This is a genomic window from Pseudomonas sp. LBUM1669, assembly GCF_059695705.1.
Map to the genome: position 1 here is coordinate 2,449,587 of NZ_CP166784.1, position 16,369 is coordinate 2,465,955.

Genomic DNA, 16,369 nt, shown 5'->3' on the forward strand with positions numbered 1-16,369 from the left:
GGCAACAATAATGTTGAATGTGACGACCCCTTCGCGGGCAAGCCTCGCTCCTACAATGGTGTCCTGCCTCAAGGCCGGTTTTGTATCTACTACCGAGCAAGGCAAGGAGTGACAGCATGAGTCAGGATTGGGATGCCGGTCGGCTGGACAGCGACCTCGAAGGCGTAGCGTTCGATACCCTGGCCGTTCGCGCCGGTCAGCACCGCACGCCGGAAGGCGAACACGGTGATCCGATGTTCTTCACTTCCAGCTACGTATTCCGTACTGCCGCCGACGCGGCCGCGCGCTTTGCCGGTGAAGTGCCGGGCAACGTTTACTCGCGCTACACCAACCCGACCGTGCGCGCGTTCGAAGAGCGGATTGCCGCGCTGGAAAGCGCCGAGCAGGCGGTAGCCACGGCCACCGGCATGGCGGCGATCATGGCAGTGGTCATGAGCCTGTGCAGCGCCGGCGATCACGTATTGGTGTCGCGCAGCGTATTCGGCTCGACCATCAGCCTGTTCGAAAAATACTTCAAGCGCTTCGGCATCGAAGTTGATTACGTGCCTTTGGCGGACTTGTCCGGCTGGGACACGGCGATCAAGGCCAACACCAAATTGCTGTTCGTCGAGTCGCCGTCCAATCCATTGGCAGAGCTGGTGGACATCGCCGAGCTGGCGAAAATCGCTCACGCCAAAGGCGCGATGCTGGTGGTCGACAACTGCTTCTGCACCCCTGCGTTGCAGCAACCGCTGAAGATGGGCGCGGACATCGTCGTGCACTCGGCGACCAAGTTCATCGACGGCCAGGGCCGTTGCATGGGTGGCGTTGTCGCCGGTCGCAGTGAGCAGATGAAAGAAGTGGTGGGCTTTCTGCGCACCGCCGGGCCGACCCTGAGCCCGTTCAACGCCTGGATCTTCCTCAAGGGGCTCGAAACCCTGAGCCTGCGCATGAAGGCGCATTGCGCCAACGCTCAGCAACTGGCCGAGTGGCTGGAGCAGCAGGACGGCATCGAGAAAGTCCATTACGCCGGCCTCAAGAGCCATCCGCAACATGAGCTGGCCCTGCGCCAGCAGAAAGGTTTCGGTGCCGTGGTGAGTTTCGAGGTCAAGGGTGGTAAAGAGGGCGCCTGGCGCTTTATCGATGCGACCCGTCTGATTTCGATCACCGCCAACCTGGGCGACAGCAAAACCACGATCACGCACCCGAGCACCACCTCCCACGGCCGACTGGCACCGCAAGAACGTGAAGCGGCGGGCATTCGTGACAGCCTGATCCGCATCGCGGTCGGTCTGGAAGATGTCGCTGACCTGCAAGCCGATCTGGCACGCGGGTTGGCGGCCTTGTGATCGAGTTGGCGACGCCGGGTACCGGCACCCATGGCCGCGTTGCGCTGGTCACCGGTGCCGCACGCGGCATAGGGTTGGGGATCGCGGCCTGGCTGATCAGCGAAGGCTGGCAGGTCGTACTGGCCGACCTTGATCGAGAGCGTGGTTCGAAAGTGACTAAAGTGCTGGGCGAAAACGCCTGGTTCATCGCCATGGACGTCTCTAACGAGGGGCAAGTGGCGCTGGGCGTCGCCGAGGTGCTGGGGCAATTCGGGCGCCTGGATGCGCTGGTGTGCAACGCGGCGGTGGCCGACCCGCACAACATCACCCTGGAAAGCCTCGACCTGGCTTAACGGAATCGGGTGCTGGCGGTCAATCTCAGTGGGCCGATGCTGTTGGCCAAACACTGTGCACCGTATCTGCGCGCTCACAGCGGTGCGATCGTCAACCTGGCCTCGACCCGTGCCGGGCAGTCCGAGCCGGACACAGAGGCTTACGCGGCAAGTAAGGGCGGCCTGTTGGCCCTGACTCACGCGTTGGCCATCAGCCTTGGGCCGGAAATCCGCGTTAACGCGGTCAGCTCCGGTTGGATCGATGCGCGTGACCCGGCGGCACGGCGTGCCGAACCCCTGACCGATGCCGACCATGCCCAGCATCCGGCGGGCAGGGTAGGGACTGTCGAAGACGTTGCGGCGATGGTGGCGTGGCTGCTGTCGAAGAATGCCGGTTTCGTCACGGGCCAGGAGTTTGTGGTCGATGGCGGCATGACCAAGAAGATGATTTACAGCGAGTAACGGGGCAGGGGCTGTCTTCGGCATTGAGGTTGAGTGTGCCGCTGCCTTCGCGAGCAGGCGGCCTGACGGTTTGCAACACCGGTGCCGAATGACACGATTCTGTCTTTTTCAGAAAAACTTCAATCCTGCTATTGACTTAGGTTCGCTACCTGCGTAAATTTCGCGGCCTCGGAGATGCAAACGGGTGATTAGCTCAGCTGGGAGAGCGTCTGCCTTACAAGCAGAATGTCGGCGGTTCGATCCCGTCATCACCCACCAAATCCGAGAGTCTTGCGAAAGCAAGATGGAAGCCTTTAAAAGCCTCCACCGACGCGCAGCGGTAGTTCAGTCGGTTAGAATACCGGCCTGTCACGCCGGGGGTCGCGGGTTCGAGTCCCGTCCGCTGCGCCATATTTTCCGAGTCAGGCTTGCCCTGATTCGAGATTGAAAGAGAGATTGAAAAGTCTCGGAGCTTTCAATCAGACGAGTTAATTGAGCGTCAGCTCAAAGCGATACGCAGCGGTAGTTCAGTCGGTTAGAATACCGGCCTGTCACGCCGGGGGTCGCGGGTTCGAGTCCCGTCCGCTGCGCCATATCTGCCCCAAGGCCCACTGAACGCCTTGGAGCTACGAAGAAAGCCGCTGGCAATCTTCGAGTCGATAGCAAAGACCCTGGTCGAAAGACCGGGGTTTTTTGTGTCTGCGATTTGGCTTTTCCTCCCTCCATGCCCCCCAATCAAACCTTTCTGCTCAGCCGATGCATAAAGGGCTTCCTTCACACGTCCGACATTAATTAGAATCACTCTCATTTACGATAACTCCTTGGCACAGGGCTTCTTGACATGAGCGATGCAGCGATGCCGGAGGAGCAAACCTTCCATGACTTGTACCGCGACCATCGCGGCTGGCTCGAAAGCTGGTTGAGACAGCGCATGAGCAATGGTCACGATGCCGCGGACCTGAGCCAGGATACGTTTGTGCGCGTGCTCGCCAGTTCCCAGCACATTGCTGATCTGCAAGAGCCCCGCGCCTACCTGGCGACCGTGGGCAAACGGCTGCTGACCAACTTCTACAAGCGCCGCAGCCTCGAACAGGCTTACCTCAATGCACTGGCGTTGCTGCCTGAAGACTGCGTGCCGTCCCCCGAGCAGCGCTGGATCCTGCTGGAAACCCTGCAGGCCCTCGACGAATTGCTCGATGGGTTGCCGACCCCGGTTCGACGAGCGTTTCTCTGGAGCCAACTGGAAGGCCTGGGTTACCAGGCGATCGCCGAACGCCTGCAAGTCTCGGAGCGCACGATCAAGCGCTACATGGCCCAAGCCTACGAGCACTGCCTGTTGGTGGCGCTATGAGCCGTTCCGCACTGTCGGCCGACGCTCGCCAAGTCATACGGGCTGCCGCGCAATGGCTGGCGCTCATGGAGTCGGGTACTGCCAATGAGCGGGACCGTGCCGAGTTGCAGAGTTGGCGCGACACCCATTGCAGCCACGAACAAGCCTGGCAGAAAGCGCAACTCTTGCGTCAACGCTTCGCCGACCTGCCGTCAGCATTGGCGATGGCCAGTCTGGATCGGCCGCAGCCGAGCCGGCGCACGGTGCTCAAGCGCGCCGTGGGAGCGGTGGCGTTGGTGCCGACCGCTTGGCTGATCAGTCGGCAGTTGCCTTTGGATGTCTGGGGCGCCGACCTCAGGACGGCGACCGGGGAGGGCAAGAAGGTCCGGTTGGCCGATGGCAGCTCGCTGCAAATGAACACCGCGAGCGCCGTCGATATCTATCTGAATAATCGGCTATTGAAGCTCGTGGAGGGCGAAATAGCCTTGAAAGTCCCCGGTACGTCGCCGCTGACAATCCAGACCCACTTCGGCCAGGTGGTCGTCAGTCAAAGCGAAGTGTGTGTTCGCCAGTGGCAGACGGGTTGCCGGGTGTCGGTACTCAACGGCGCGGTGCAGTTGCAGCCTTTGCGCGGATCGGTCCTTTCATTGCGCGCAGGCCAGCAAGTCAGCCTTCAGGCGGCAGGTGCCGGCGCTGTGGAACCCTTCGACGTGCTTGCTCCAGGCTGGCGAGACGGTGTGTTGATGGCACAGAACCAACCGCTGGGGGATTTTTTACGCGAACTCAGCACCTATCGCCCAGGCGTGCTGCGCTGGGAGCCAGAACTGGAATCCCTGCGCGTCACCGGCAGTTTTCGCCTGGAAGACACTGATCGTATCCTGGCGCTGCTTGCGGCCAGCTTGCCGCTGGAGGTGCATTCGCGTACTCGTTATTGGGTCACGCTGCTGCCGCGCAAAAATAGTGTTTGAAGTGTGTCCCCTTTTTTCGCGTCGCTTGTCATTCAAGGCAAGTGAACGAAATAAGAGAGCTTCTTCAATGCCCGCAGTGTTCCCATCGAGTCCGCGTCTGGCTTCATCCCGCCTGCGCCCGTTAATGCACTTGAGTCTGTTGCTGAGCCTCAGTGCCTGTCCGTTGTTCATCACCGCTGGTTGGGCCGAAGACGCGCCACGACGCAGTTATCAGGTGCCGGCAGGCAGCCTCAGTGCAGCACTGACCCGTTTTGCCGGTCTGGCCGGCGTCAACCTTTCGGTTGACCCGGCGCTGGTGAGCGGTCGTAACAGCCCTGGTCTGTCCGGCGAATTCGCCGTGGAGGAGGGCTTTGCCCGGCTGTTGCAGGGTTCCGGCCTGCAATTGCAACCGGTGGGCGAGCAGGCCTACATCCTGACCCCGGCACCCGAAGGCAGCGGTCTGCAACTCGGCGCGACCTCGATTCTCGGGTCCATCGACCCGGTGGATGGCGATCCGTATGCCGGCGGCCAGGTCGCGCGTCGCGGTTCGCAAGGCTTGCTGGGCTCCAAGGATTTCATGGAAACGCCGTTCAGCATGACCACCTACACCAGCGAGGTGGTCAAGAACCAACAGGCGCGGACCTTGGGCGACCTGATCGCCAACGATCCGTCGGTTCGCGCCACCAACCCGGCGGGTGGGCGCTACGAGCAGTTCACCATTCGCGGGCTCAGCCTGTTCAACAGTGATGTTGCCTACAACGGTCTCTACGGCGTGTTGCCGACTTATACGATCGACATGGAGATGGCCGATCGTGTCGATGTCCTCAAAGGTCCGAGCCAGCTGATTAACGGCATCTCGCCGCGGGGCAGCGTGGGTGGCGGGATCAATGTGGTGCCCAAGCGCGCCACCGACAAGCCCATCACTTCGTTTACCGGTATGTACGCTTCCGACAGCCAGGTCGGCGGTGCCGTGGATGTCGGCCGGCGCTTTGGTGAAGACAACAAATTCGGCATTCGCTTCAACGGCGTGAAGCAGTCCGGCGACACCGAATGGGATCAGCAGAATGTCGACCGCGAGATGGCCGTTCTGGGCCTGGACTTTCGCGGTGAACGCCTGCGTCTCTCGACGGACATCGGCCGCACCGAGCGTGATACCGATGCGCCGCAGGAACGCGTGCAGGTCAACGCCAACGCGCAGGTTCCGCGTGCCAGTGATGTGCGCAACAACTATGCGCAGCCGTGGAGCAAGGCGAGCACCAACGACACCTTCGGCACGGTGAACGGCGAATTCGATGTCAGCGATTCCGTCATGTTGTATGGCGGTGTGGGCGCGCGAAAAAGCAATCATGACTTCCTCCGGCATGCCGTGGCGGTCACCAACGACAAGGGCGATTTCAGCGTTCAACCCCGTGATTTCACCCGCGACGAAAACGTCCGGACGGCCACGGCTGGGGTGCGCAACTGGTTTCATACCGGCCCGGTGAGTCATGAGGTCAACCTGGCGGCCAGCTATTTCTACATGGACTTCGAGAATGGCGGCGCACGTTACGCGGCGGCCCCCAGCAACCTCTACAACCCCGTGGAAACACCGACGCCGGTGAGGCCGACGCGACAGGATCCGAAGGTCTATACCGAAAACCGCTTCAGCGGCGTGGCGTTGTCCGACACCCTGGGGTTCTTCGATGACCGGCTGCTGCTGACTCTCGGCGCGCGCTGGCAGCGGGTGAAGGTTGACGACTGGTCGGATAACGTCAAAGGCGACACCGCCTACGACGAGGAAAAGGTCTCACCCTCGGGCGGCATCCTGTTCAAGGCCACCGATAAGCTGTCGCTGTACGCCAACTACATGGAAGGCCTGAGCCAGGGCAAAATCGCGCCGTCGACCTCGATCAACGAAGACGAGATTTTCCCGCCGTTCATCAGCCGCCAGGTCGAGGTCGGCGCCAAGTATGACGCTGGCGCGTTTGCCCTCACCGCGGCGGTGTTCCGGATCAAGCAGCCGGCCTACGAGACCAACGCCACAACGCGGGTCTTCGGTCCGAACGGCAAGCGTGAGAACACGGGTGTGGAGCTGAGCGTGTTCGGTGAACCGCTCGAGGGTTTCCGCCTGCTTGGCGGTGTCATGTACATCGACAGCGAGTTGACCAGCACCACCAATGGCACCTTCGACGGCAACCGGGCGCCGGCCACGCCGAAATACAACGTCAACCTGGGCGCCGAGTGGGACGTGCCGACCGTGCAGGGCCTGACCCTCACCAGCCGCGGCATCTATTCCAGTTCGCAATACCTGGATCAGTCGAACAACAAGGAGATCGACTCGTGGGAGCGATTCGACGTGGGCGCACGCTACGCGTTCAAGGTCGAGGAAAAGAACATCACATTGCGCGCCAACATCGAGAACGTGGCCGACAAACGCTACTGGAGTTCGGCCGGTGCGTCGGATGACAGCGAGCCTGGGTTGACGCTTTCGACGCCGCGGACCTACCTGCTTTCGGCAACGGTCGACTTTTAAGCGCAGAGCAACTTGTGGCGAGGGAGCTTGCTCCCGCTGGACTGCGCAGCAGGCCCCTTAGGGGGTGCTTCGCACCCAGACGGGAGCAAGCTCCCTCGCCACAGGTTCAATGCAAGACTCAGCCTTGCAAGTAAACCGCATGGGTATGGGTGTACTCATACAACCCATGCTTGCCATCCGCCCCACCAATCCCGGATTTACGTACCCCGGCATGAAAGCCCTGCATGGCCTCGAAGTTCTCCCGGTTGACGTAAGTCTCGCCAAAATCCAGCTCGCGCATCGCCTGCATCGTTTTACTCAGGTCGCGAGTGTAGATCGACGAGGTCAGGCCATAATCGCAATCGTTGGCCAGGGCGATGGCTTCGTCGAGGTCGTCGATAATCTGGATCGGCAGCACCGGGCCGAAAATCTCTTCGCGCATGATTTCCATGTCAGCGCTGCAACCGGCCAATACCGTGGGCTGGAAGTGAAAGCCGTTCGGTAGGTCGGCAATCTGCCCTCCGCTGATCAGGCTCGCGCCCTGGCTCAACGCTGTGCGTACTTTGCGGTTGACGCTGTCCAGGCCCTGACGGTTGATCAGCGGCCCCATTTCCACCTCTGGCTGGGCAATCGGATCACCGTAGCGGGTGGCGCTCATTGCCGCTGCGATGCGTTCAATAAACTGATCGGCGACCTTGCGTTCGACGTACACCCGCTCGGCGCAATTGCACACCTGGCCGCTGTTGATGATCCGCGAATCGCGAATGGCTTTTACTGCCAGATCAAGGTCGGCATCCGCCAGCACAATGGCCGGCGCCTTGCCGCCCAGTTCCAGATTGAGTTTGGTGATGTTCGGTGCCGCGGCGGCCATGATTCTCGAACCGGTGTCGACGCTGCCGGTGAAGCTGATCATGTCCACGCCCTTGTGCGCACTGAGCGCCGCGCCCACTCGACCATCGCCGCAGACCACGTTGAATACGCCGGGCGGCAGATCGGTTTCGGCCAAAAGCCGGGCGAATTCGAAGCAGTTGTTCGGGGTTTCTTCACTGGGTTTGATCACGATGGTATTGCCGGTCAGCAGGGCCGGCGCCATCTTGCGGGCGATCAGGAAAAACGGGAAATTCCACGGCAGAATCCCGGCGACCACGCCCAGTGGTTTGCGAAACAGAAAGATGTTTTCGTTCTGCCGGTCGCTGGTGATGATTTCGCCTTCGATGCGCCGGGCCCATTCGGCCATGTAGTCGAGGTAGTCAGCGGTGAAGTTGACCTCGACCTCCGCCAGACTGCTGATCTTGCCTTGTTCCAGCGTGATGGTGCGTGCCAAGTGCTGGACGTTCTCCCGCAGCTTGGCGGCGATCCGGCGCAGATGCCCGGCGCGTTCAATCGCCGGTTTGCGCGACCAGTCTTTTTGCGCGGCGCGCGCGGCGGCAAGGGCGCGGTCGACATCTTCGGCCATCGAGGCCGGGACTTTCGACAGCACGACACCGGTGGCCGGGTTGATCACATCGAGATGGGCAGCGCTGGCCACGAACTGGCCGTTGATGAAGTTTTCGTACACAGGCACGGACGACATTGGGGCGACTCCTTGGCTGATCAGTAAGTGCGCGACGGCGCGTGTTCGGTGGACGGTGCGCGGTAACGGGCGAGGGTGGCCGTGGCGCTTTGGCGCAGCAGGCTGATGTCGATGGCCACGGCAATGAACTGGCAGCCCCAGCTTTGATAGCGACGTGCGTCTTCTTCGTTCGGCGCGAGGATGCCGCAAGCCTTGCCGGCTGCGAGCGTTGCTTTCACTGCGTGCTGAATGCGTTCCTGAACTTCAGGATGACCCGGGTTGCCGGCATGGCCGAGGCCGATAGACAAATCCGCCGGGCCGATAAACACCGCGTCGACGCCATCGACGGCGGCGATCGCTTCAACGTTTTCCACGCCAATTCGCGATTCCACCTGAACAATCAGGCACAACTGCTCATGGGCGGTGTTCAGGTAGTCCGGCACGCCGTCCCAGCGCGTGGCGCGGGTCAAGCCGCCGCCGACCCCGCGAATGCCATGGGGCGGGTAACGCATGGCGCGGACGAGCGCCTCCGCTTGTTCGGCGGTTTCGACCATCGGGATCATCAGCGTCTGCGCACCGATATCCAACAGTTGCTTGATCAGGTTGGCATCGCCCGTCACCGCACGCACCACTGGCGCCGTGGAGTAGGGCGCCACCGCCTGCAATTGCGCGAGTACGCCGGGCACAGTGTTTGGCGCGTGTTCACCGTCGATCAGCATCCAGTCGTAACCGGTGGTGGCGACGATTTCGGCGGCGTAGCCGGTGGCGAAACCGGCCCAGATACCGTACTGGGTCGCCGGGTTTTTCAACGCGGCCTTGAAAGCGTTGTGAGGCATGTTCATGGCGGTGTCCTTTCTCAGCGGTTATACGGCCGATGCAGTTGGCATTCCGGGTTGAGGGTCACGCCGAAACCTGGCTGGTCGAGTGCCGACAGGCGCATGCGGCCCTTCACCGGCACCGGTTCGCCGAGCAATTGCGGGTGGAACATGGGCACCACTTCGTCGGCCTTTGGCGCCATCATCAGGAACTCGGCGAACGGGCTGTTATGCCGGGTGGCGACGAAGTGGTAGCTGTAAACCGAGGAACCGTGAGGAATGACCAATACGTTGTGCGCGTCGGCCAGGGCGGAAATCTTCACCAGTTCGGTGATCCCGCCGCACCAGCCGACGTCCGGCTGGATGATGTCGCAGCAACCCATTTCCAGGAGCATGCGGAAACCCCATCGGGTCGCTTCGTGTTCGCCGGTGGTCACCAACATGCCTTTGGGCACGTTATTGCGCAGGGCCGCGTAACCCCAGTAATCGTCCGGCGGCAGGGCTTCTTCGATCCATTTCAAGCCATATTCGTGGGCGCCGACCGCAAGCTTGGTGGCGTAGTTGAGGTCCAGGCTCATCCAGCAATCGAGCATCAGCCAGAAGTCCGGGCCGACCCGTTCGCGCATGGTCGCCAGTTCTTCGAGGTTCTTGCGCAGGCCTTCCTCGCCTTCGGCCGGGCCGTGGTGCAAGGGCATCTTGCCGCCTATGAAGCCCATTTTCTGCGCCAGGTCCGGACGGGCGCCGGTGGCGTAGAACTGCAACTCGTCGCGCACCGCACCGCCGAGCAATTGATGCACCGGCTCTTTGCGGATCTTGCCGAGCAAGTCCCACAACGCCAGATCGACGCCGGAGATCGTGTTGATCACGATCCCTTTGCGGCCGTAATACAGGGTCGATTGGTACATCTGGTCCCAGATTTTCTCGATGTCGGTCACCCGAGCGCCTTCGAGGAAACGCGCCAAGTGTTTTTCGACAATGTACGCGGCAGGCTCGCCACCGGTGGTGACGGCAAAACCGACTGTGCCGTCGCTGGCTTCGATCTCGACCACCAGGGTCCCGAGCACGTTGATGCCGAAGGTGCGGCGGCTCTGGCGGTACTCGGGGTATTTGCTCATTGGCGTAGCAATGTGATCGTCGATCCAGTGGCCGTCCGCCTGATCGTGATAATCCGCGCCGCCGCCTCTCAACGTGAAGGCGCGGACGTGTTTGATGGTTGGAATGCCCATGGTGTGACTCCTCAGGTTAAACGGTGGCCGGTGTGTTGGAAGGCTTCTGGACGGGTGAACGGATGCCCAGCACCAGCAACGCGGCGATGACGGTGGTGCCGGCCAGCACGTATAAACCGGCGGCCGGTGAATGGAAGGCGCCTTCGGCCCAGTTTTTCAGGACCGGGGCGATGAAGCCGCCGAGGGCGCCGAACGAGTTGATCAACGCAATCCCGGCTGCAGCGGCACTGCCGGCGAGGTAGCTGGAAGGGAAGGTCCAGAACACCGGTTGCACGGCGATGAAGCCGGACGCGGCAAAGCACAGGGCGACGATGCCGAGGAACGGGCTGGCGAAGGTCACCGAGCAGGCGATCCCGGCTGCCGACATCAGCAAAGTCAGGCAGGCGGTGCGGCGACGTTCGCCGGTGCGGTCGCTGTAGCCGGGGATCAGGTACGCCGCGACTATCGCGCAGATCCATGGAATCGCCGTGACCAGTCCGACCATGAACCCGACTTTGGTGCCCAGTAGTCCGCCGACCTGGGTGGGCAGATAGAACACCACGCCGTAGACGCTGGCCTGAATCAGCAGATAAATCAGGCACAAGTACAGGACTGAGGGTTGGCACAGAACGTTAAGCAGGCTGCGGCCGTGATTCTGTTTGTGGCTGTCTTCTTGATCGAGGATGCCTTGCACTTGCTGGCGTTCTTCAACCGTCAGCCACTTCGCGTCGGCCGGGCGATTGTCCAGATACCAATAGGCCCAGACGCCCACCACCGTCGCCATCAAGCCTTCCACCGCAAACAGCCACTGCCAGCCGTGGAAACCGGCAAAGCCATCCATTTCCAGCAGCAGGCCGGACAACGGGCTGCCGAAGATGAACGCCAGCGGCGCGCCGAAGTAAAAGAAGCCCATGGCTTTGCCGCGAGCGGCGCTGGGGAACCAATAAGTGAGGTAGAGGATGACCCCGGGGAAGAAACCGGCTTCGGCTACCCCCAGCAAAAAGCGCAGGACGTAGAAAGTGGTTTCGTTGTGGGCGAAGACCATGGCGGCGGAGACCAGGCCCCAGGTGACCATGATCCGACACATCCACAGACGGGCGCCGACGCGGTGCAGGATCAGATTGCTCGGCACTTCAAGCAGCGCGTAACCGACGAAGAACACCCCGGCGCCGAAGGCGAAGGCGGCGTCACCGATACCGGTGTCAGCTTGAAAGGCTTGCTTGGCGAACCCGACGTTGGCGCGGTCGAGGAAGGCCATGATGTACATCAGCAGCAGAAACGGGAGCAGCCGCCAGGAAATTTTGGCGAGCAGAGGCGCGGGTAGAGTCTTCATCGCAGTTTTCCTTTGGTAGGGCATTTGTTCTTATGGGAAAGACTGTACGGCCGTGGATCGATGCGTTACAAATCGAATCTAGCTCACAACTGATACCTTCAAGGTATCGATACAAAAGGCCCGTCATGACCACGCCGATCATCTCCCGCAGCCTGCTCAACCGCCTGCGCTACAAGCATTTGCACATGCTGGTGACGCTCAGCAGCAGTCAGAATCTGCACCGCGCCTCGCAAAGCCTGAACATGTCGCAACCGGCGGCGACCCGGATGCTGCATGAGATTGAAGACATGTTCGGCTGCGACCTGTTCGAGCGCCTGCCGCGCGGCATGCGGCCGACGGCGCTGGGCAGTGAGTTGATTCGCTTCGCCGAATCCGCCATCAGCGGCCTCGACCGCTGCGCCGAAGACCTGATCGCGCGGCAGCAGGGCGGTTACGGGTATCTGTCCATCGGCACCATCATGGGCGCTGCGCCGGACCTGGTGATGGACTCGATCGCTGAAATCAAGGCGCTCAATCCGCAGTTGCGCATCCGCATCATGGGCGACACCAGCGACCAGGTGATCCAGCTCCTGGAACAGGGCCGCATCGACCTCGCCATTGCCCGTCGCAACGCCGCCACCGACAGCGAACATTACGAGTTCGAACAGCTGGGCAACGAACGGTTGTTGGTTGTCGTTCACGCCGGTCATCCCTTGGTGCAACGGGAAACACTCGAACTCTCGGAACTGGTCAGCGGCTGGCCGTGGATCCTGCAGCCGGAAACCAGTCCGGCGCGCATCGGGCTGGATCAAGCCTTGCAACGACTGGCCTTGCCGACGCCCGCCGACATCATCGAATGCAGCTCGGTGTATTCCATGCAGCAACTGATTCAACTGACCGACGCAATCATGGTGCTCTCGGAAACCGCGTTGCGCGACTACCTGAAAATGGGTCTGGTGGTGGCGCTTCCCGTAGAGCTGGATGTGAAGCTGGCGCCGTTCGGATTGCTGCTGCGCAAGGGCGAACACATCAGCCGAGAGTTGGGTTTGTTCATCGATTTGCTCCGTCGAAAAGCGGCGGCTTTTTGATTCTTTGGTCAGATTTTTGTTACCCGTTGTTTTCTAAAAGCGCATAAATCTATAAAGTTAACCTTTCGGTCAGCTTTGCACTGTCAACACAGCCCTTTGCCTCGTCAAAAAGGGCTTCTGCAAGACTCGAGATCCCCAGAACATAACCAGAAGGGCGGACCCATAACCGCCCAGAGGATGATCCATGTCCAACCGTGAAATATCCCGGCGCTCGTTCCTTCAGGGCGGGCTGGTGGCGGGTGTGAGCGTGACGCTTACCCCGCTCAGCACCCAAGCGCTGGCGGCCTTGATGGAAAACAGCGTGACCGTGCCGTCCGAGCAATGGCTCGGCAACAACGGCAAGGCGCGCTCGCGTAACGATGCCTTGTCCAAGGTCTGCGGCAGCAAAGTGTTTGCCCGCGACATCCGCGCCAAGGACATGCCGGGCTGGCCGCAGCAACAAGGCCACGCCATGCTGCTGAAAACCACCAAGGCCGATCGCATTTACGCCGGTTACGATCTGACGTGGCTCGGCGCCGAATTGCAGCCGGACCGCATCGTCACCGCCGCCGACCTGGACAAGGACGGCATCGCCTTCCCGGAAGAACACGCACCCGATCCGCTGCTGCCGGAAGGCAAGGTGCCAATGTTCATAGGCCATCCTGTGGCGATCCTGATCTGGAACGACTTCGAACGTTTCCGCCAGGCCAAGGCCAAACTCAAATTCAATGACAAAGCGATTCGTTACGGCGACAAAGTGCCGTTCTACGAAGGCGATCCCTACGGCAGTTTCCGCTACGTGCGCGTCGGCGGGGCGACCTCGGCGGACGAAGACGAATTCGCCAGCCTCAAGGATTCGATCCTGTTCCCGATGCTGAAAAACCGTCGCCCGGTGTGGAATTCCCAACCGAACCTGCACGGCAACCTGACCGAGCGCGGCCTGTTCTACGCCGAGCGCATGAAGCAACAAATCGACACGCCGCCAGACAACTGGCTGGTGTTCGACGAGCGTTACAAAACCCCGTCGATCGAACCGGCCGCGATGGAGCCGGACAACGGCAACGGCTGGTACGACCCCGCGACCAAGACCCTGCATTTCGTCGTGGCCACCCAGTGCCCGCTGGAAACCGCGACCGAGACCGCGAAGATGATCGCGCCGTCGCGTTTCGGCCTGGCCAACCTGAACATGCACCCGGGCTACACCGTCGGTTACGGCTCCAAAGATCACAACATTTTCGTGTACTACGCGGCGCTTGCGGCGTTGTACGGCGCCGGCGTGCCGGTGCGTCTGGCCAACGATCGTTACGAGCAGTTCCAGAGCGGCATCAAGCGTCACCCGTTCGATATCCGCTATCAACTGGCGGTGGACAAGACCGATCACAGCTTCAAGATTTTTCGCGCCGAGATGAACGTCGACGGCGGCGGACGGATCAATTACAGCCCTTCAGTAGCGGCAGTTGGCGCCACGGCGGCGCAGTCAATCTACTACATGCCGCAGAACGACTTGCAGGTCACCGCCTACCATTCCCGCGCCGTTGAAGCCGGGTCGATGCGCGGTTACGGCACGCTGCAAAGCATGGCTTCGACCGAGATGATGGTTGATGAAATTGCCGATCGCCTCGGCATCGACGCCATTGATCTGCGCAAGAAAAACGCCATGGTCTCGGGCATGAAAAACACCCAGGGCGCAGTGCCGGCGGGTGCGTTGCGCCTGCACGAGATACTCGACAAAGCGGCCGTGCACGAAGTCTGGAAAAACCGCGACGCGATCAAAAAGCAGCGCGAAGCCCAGGACCCGGACAACTGGTACGGCGTCGGTTTTGCCATCTGCCAGAAAGACTTCGGCACCGGTTCCGAAGCACCGATGGCCAGCATCGAATTCACCGTTGATGGGCACATCACCCTGCGCCACATCGGTATCGAAATCGGCACCGGCATGTCCACCTCTCAAGCCTTGGTCGTGGCGGATTTCCTTGGCGTCCCGGCGACTGAAGTCAAGACCGGCGAGACCGAGTGGAAAGAGTTGCAGCTGATCACCGGTGGCAACCCTTACCTCATGAGCCAGGCCGAGCAGGACAATGTGCTGCGCAATCCGCGCTGGGTCGGCAAACTCGCCTCGGCCTCATCGGCGACCAACTCCGCCTACTACTTCAGCCACGCCACCCGCGAAGCGGCGCGCGTGCTGTTCAATCACGGTTTGTGGCCGGCGGCGTTGCAGATTTGGGGCCAGGGCCCTTACGGCGGCCAGGCCAACCCGTATGTGGTGCGCCGTGAAGATGCGCATTGGGTCGACGGCCGACTCACCGCCAACGGCATGCAGCCGCTGAGCTTCGAACAGCTGGCCAGACACGCCCACGAAAAAGGCCTGGTGACCGGCGCGACCGTGCACGGTTTCAACCGCTGGAGCTGGGCCGAGGCCGAGTTCAGCATCGACGGCGTGCGCGAACGTCTGCCGCTGGATGGCCTGGCGGTGAAGTACGGCGACGGAGCGCCGAGCGTGAAAAAGGCGCAGATGAACAGCGCCGGTTTCCATTTGCTGGATCGCCAGAACGTGCATTACCCGGACACCCAGTTGAACAACGCAGCCGTGACTTACTACAGCCCGGTCGCGACGCTGGTGGAATTGAAAGTGAACAAGGGCTCCGCCGAAGTGCAAGTGCTCAACCACCACTCGTGGGTCGAGTGCGGTCGGGTGCTGGTGGAAGAACTGGTCAAGGGCCAGCTCGAAGGCGGAATCGCCATGGGCATTGGCCATGCGTTGATGGAAGAGATGCCGCTGTACGAAGGCGGGCCGGGGGAGGGTGACTGGAACTTCAACCGCTATCGCTTGCCGATGGCGCGCCACGTGGCGGTGTGGAAACAGACGGCCGAGATCCTGCCGCCGCTGTCGCCGAGCGATCCATCCAAGGGCATCGCCGAAGTGGTGATGATCCCGGTGGTCGGCGCCATCGGTAACGCCGTGGCCCACGCCATCGGCAAACGGGTCCGCGACCTGCCTATCACTTCTGCACGCATCAAGGAGGCCCTCAATGGCTAACCGCCCGCTTCAACTGACCCTCAACGGTCAATCCGTCGGCCCGGTGGACATCCCTGATGACCTGCCGATGATCGACTACCTGCACGAATACAAAAACCTCACCGGCTCGCGTCTGGGCTGCGGCCAGGGCATTTGTCACGCCTGCGTGGTGATCGTCGATAACCCGGACGGCACCAGCGAAGAAGTGCGCACTTGCATCACCGGTGCGCACTATTTCGAAGGCAAAAAAGTTCGGACCATCGAGGGCCATGCGACCCGCGATGAGCAGGGCCAGGTCACCGAACTCAATCCAATTCAACAGCGCTTCGTCGATGAATTCGCTTTCCAGTGCAGCTACTGCGCACCGGGTTTCGTGAACGCCGCGACGGTGTTGGTAGAGAAGCTGCAGCGTCAGCCCATCGTCAAAAGCCAGCTGGAAAAAGTCATCGAGGACAGCCTCGGTCACCACATCTGCCGCTGCACTGGTTACGTGCGTTATTACAGCGCGACGCGCAACGTGCTGACTGATCTCGGCCTGGTCAAGGAGGGTTGAG

11 protein-coding genes, 3 tRNA genes and 1 pseudogene are annotated in these 16,369 nt (G+C 61.3%); 11 read left to right on the top strand and 4 right to left on the bottom strand.

The features are described from left to right. Positions 1 to 116: 116 nt before the first annotated feature. From ACA051_RS11355 to ACA051_RS11390, 8 genes and pseudogenes are all read left to right on the top strand, one after another. Positions 117 to 1,328: an O-succinylhomoserine sulfhydrylase gene (locus ACA051_RS11355; protein WP_497309801.1), complete on the top strand. Its 1,212-nt coding sequence runs from the start codon at positions 117 to 119 to the stop codon at positions 1,326 to 1,328. Then, positions 1,325 to 2,101: pseudogene (locus tag ACA051_RS11360) on the top strand (SDR family oxidoreductase). The gene ACA051_RS11355 and the pseudogene ACA051_RS11360 overlap by 4 nt, the downstream one beginning before the upstream one ends. A 182-nt stretch (positions 2,102 to 2,283) precedes the next feature. Beyond that, positions 2,284 to 2,359 (top strand) — tRNA-Val (locus tag ACA051_RS11365). Between the two features lie 55 nt (positions 2,360 to 2,414). Next, positions 2,415 to 2,491: transfer RNA gene (locus ACA051_RS11370), tRNA-Asp, on the top strand. Between the two features lie 105 nt (positions 2,492 to 2,596). Next, positions 2,597 to 2,673 (top strand) — tRNA-Asp (locus ACA051_RS11375). 248 nt (positions 2,674 to 2,921) lie between these two features. Then, positions 2,922 to 3,431, top strand: coding sequence for a sigma-70 family RNA polymerase sigma factor (locus tag ACA051_RS11380; RefSeq protein WP_497309805.1), 510 nt, complete (start codon positions 2,922 to 2,924; stop codon positions 3,429 to 3,431). Beyond that, positions 3,428 to 4,378: a FecR domain-containing protein gene (locus tag ACA051_RS11385; RefSeq protein WP_497374794.1), complete on the top strand. Its 951-nt coding sequence runs from the start codon at positions 3,428 to 3,430 to the stop codon at positions 4,376 to 4,378. The genes ACA051_RS11380 and ACA051_RS11385 overlap by 4 nt, the downstream gene beginning before the upstream one ends. 67 nt (positions 4,379 to 4,445) lie before the next feature. Then, a complete protein-coding gene (locus tag ACA051_RS11390) occupies positions 4,446 to 6,869 on the top strand; it encodes a TonB-dependent siderophore receptor (RefSeq protein WP_497309808.1) in 2,424 nt (807 codons plus the stop codon). Positions 6,870 to 6,987: 118 nt separating this feature from the next. Here the strand turns inward: ACA051_RS11390 and aldA are convergent, their stop codons facing one another. Genes aldA through ACA051_RS11410 form a run of 4 tightly spaced genes read right to left on the bottom strand, consistent with a single transcriptional unit; the run spans position 6,988 to position 11,753 of the window. Beyond that, positions 6,988 to 8,421, bottom strand: coding sequence for an aldehyde dehydrogenase (gene aldA / locus ACA051_RS11395; protein WP_497374796.1), 1,434 nt, complete (start codon positions 8,419 to 8,421; stop codon positions 6,988 to 6,990). Between the two features lie 20 nt (positions 8,422 to 8,441). Beyond that, the gene (locus ACA051_RS11400) at positions 8,442 to 9,242 is read right to left on the bottom strand and encodes an aldolase/citrate lyase family protein (RefSeq protein ID WP_497374798.1); all 801 of its coding nucleotides are present in this window, start codon (positions 9,240 to 9,242) and stop codon (positions 8,442 to 8,444) included. Positions 9,243 to 9,256: 14 nt separating this feature from the next. After that, the gene (gene rhmD, locus ACA051_RS11405) at positions 9,257 to 10,441 is read right to left on the bottom strand and encodes an L-rhamnonate dehydratase (protein WP_497374800.1); all 1,185 of its coding nucleotides are present in this window, start codon (positions 10,439 to 10,441) and stop codon (positions 9,257 to 9,259) included. 16 nt (positions 10,442 to 10,457) lie between these two features. Next, the gene (locus ACA051_RS11410; RefSeq protein ID WP_497309816.1) at positions 10,458 to 11,753 is read right to left on the bottom strand and encodes an MFS transporter; all 1,296 of its coding nucleotides are present in this window, start codon (positions 11,751 to 11,753) and stop codon (positions 10,458 to 10,460) included. Between the two features lie 125 nt (positions 11,754 to 11,878). Here ACA051_RS11410 and ACA051_RS11415 point away from each other — a divergent pair, with 125 nt between their 5' ends. From ACA051_RS11415 to ACA051_RS11425, 3 genes are all read left to right on the top strand, one after another. Further along, positions 11,879 to 12,820 (top strand): LysR family transcriptional regulator, encoded by a 942-nt coding sequence (locus tag ACA051_RS11415; protein ID WP_497309818.1) that lies wholly within the window; start codon positions 11,879 to 11,881, stop codon positions 12,818 to 12,820. A 184-nt stretch (positions 12,821 to 13,004) separates the two neighbouring features. Further along, the gene (locus ACA051_RS11420; RefSeq protein ID WP_497374802.1) at positions 13,005 to 15,836 is read left to right on the top strand and encodes a xanthine dehydrogenase family protein molybdopterin-binding subunit; all 2,832 of its coding nucleotides are present in this window, start codon (positions 13,005 to 13,007) and stop codon (positions 15,834 to 15,836) included. After that, the gene (locus ACA051_RS11425; RefSeq protein ID WP_010455997.1) at positions 15,829 to 16,368 is read left to right on the top strand and encodes a (2Fe-2S)-binding protein; all 540 of its coding nucleotides are present in this window, start codon (positions 15,829 to 15,831) and stop codon (positions 16,366 to 16,368) included. The genes ACA051_RS11420 and ACA051_RS11425 overlap by 8 nt, the downstream gene beginning before the upstream one ends. Position 16,369 lies beyond the last annotated feature (1 nt).

What these genes read in the sequence shown, in the direction of transcription:
- ACA051_RS11425 (WP_010455997.1), top strand. Translation starts at nt 15,829, where the DNA reads ATGGCTAACCGCCCGCTTCAACTGACCCTCAACGGTCAATCCGTCGGC.
- rhmD (WP_497374800.1), bottom strand. Translation starts at nt 10,441, where the DNA reads ATGGGCATTCCAACCATCAAACACGTCCGCGCCTTCACGTTGAGAGGC.
- aldA (WP_497374796.1), bottom strand. Translation starts at nt 8,421, where the DNA reads ATGTCGTCCGTGCCTGTGTACGAAAACTTCATCAACGGCCAGTTCGTG.
- ACA051_RS11380 (WP_497309805.1), top strand. Translation starts at nt 2,922, where the DNA reads ATGAGCGATGCAGCGATGCCGGAGGAGCAAACCTTCCATGACTTGTAC.
- ACA051_RS11410 (WP_497309816.1), bottom strand. Translation starts at nt 11,753, where the DNA reads ATGAAGACTCTACCCGCGCCTCTGCTCGCCAAAATTTCCTGGCGGCTG.
- ACA051_RS11390 (WP_497309808.1), top strand. Translation starts at nt 4,446, where the DNA reads ATGCCCGCAGTGTTCCCATCGAGTCCGCGTCTGGCTTCATCCCGCCTG.
- ACA051_RS11415 (WP_497309818.1), top strand. Translation starts at nt 11,879, where the DNA reads ATGACCACGCCGATCATCTCCCGCAGCCTGCTCAACCGCCTGCGCTAC.
- ACA051_RS11420 (WP_497374802.1), top strand. Translation starts at nt 13,005, where the DNA reads ATGTCCAACCGTGAAATATCCCGGCGCTCGTTCCTTCAGGGCGGGCTG.
- ACA051_RS11400 (WP_497374798.1), bottom strand. Translation starts at nt 9,242, where the DNA reads ATGAACATGCCTCACAACGCTTTCAAGGCCGCGTTGAAAAACCCGGCG.
- ACA051_RS11385 (WP_497374794.1), top strand. Translation starts at nt 3,428, where the DNA reads ATGAGCCGTTCCGCACTGTCGGCCGACGCTCGCCAAGTCATACGGGCT.
- ACA051_RS11355 (WP_497309801.1), top strand. Translation starts at nt 117, where the DNA reads ATGAGTCAGGATTGGGATGCCGGTCGGCTGGACAGCGACCTCGAAGGC.